The 460-nt window shown below is 54.3% G+C and carries 2 tRNA genes and 1 rRNA gene; all 3 read left to right on the plus strand.

The window, feature by feature from the left end:
- Positions 1–51: ribosomal RNA gene (locus ACVOMM_RS18645) — 16S ribosomal RNA — on the plus strand; the annotation flags it as partial.
- A 94-nt stretch (positions 52–145) separates the two neighbouring features.
- Positions 146–221, plus strand: a tRNA-Ala gene (locus tag ACVOMM_RS18650).
- 21 nt (positions 222–242) lie between these two features.
- Positions 243–319 (plus strand) — tRNA-Ile (locus ACVOMM_RS18655).
- The last annotated feature ends 141 nt before the right edge of the window (positions 320–460 follow it).

Here is a 460-nt window from a genome sequence, read left to right on the forward strand (position 1 = left end):
AAGTCGTAACAAGGTAGCCGTATCGGAAGGTGCGGCTGGATCACCTCCTTTTGAGCAAAGACAGCATCGTCCTGTCGGGCGTCTTCACAAAGTACCTGCATTCAGAGATTTGCATCGGCCAGGCCGGTGTGAGATGTCCCTTTCTGGGGCCTTAGCTCAGCTGGGAGAGCACCTGCTTTGCAAGCAGGGGGTCGTCGGTTCGATCCCGACAGGCTCCACCAGGGAGTTTCGTAAGCAACTCCGGGTCTGTAGCTCAGGTGGTTAGAGCGCACCCCTGATAAGGGTGAGGTCGGTGGTTCGAGTCCTCCCAGACCCACCATTCTCTGAATGACGCATACATTCGATCTTATATACGCATCGGCACTGTGGCCGGTACGTGTTCTTTTAAAACTTGTGACGTAGCGAGCGTTTGAGATGTTCTATCAGACGTGTCGTGAGGCTAAGGCGAGAGACGAAAGTC

Source organism: Stenotrophomonas sp. STEN009 (assembly GCF_056760395.1).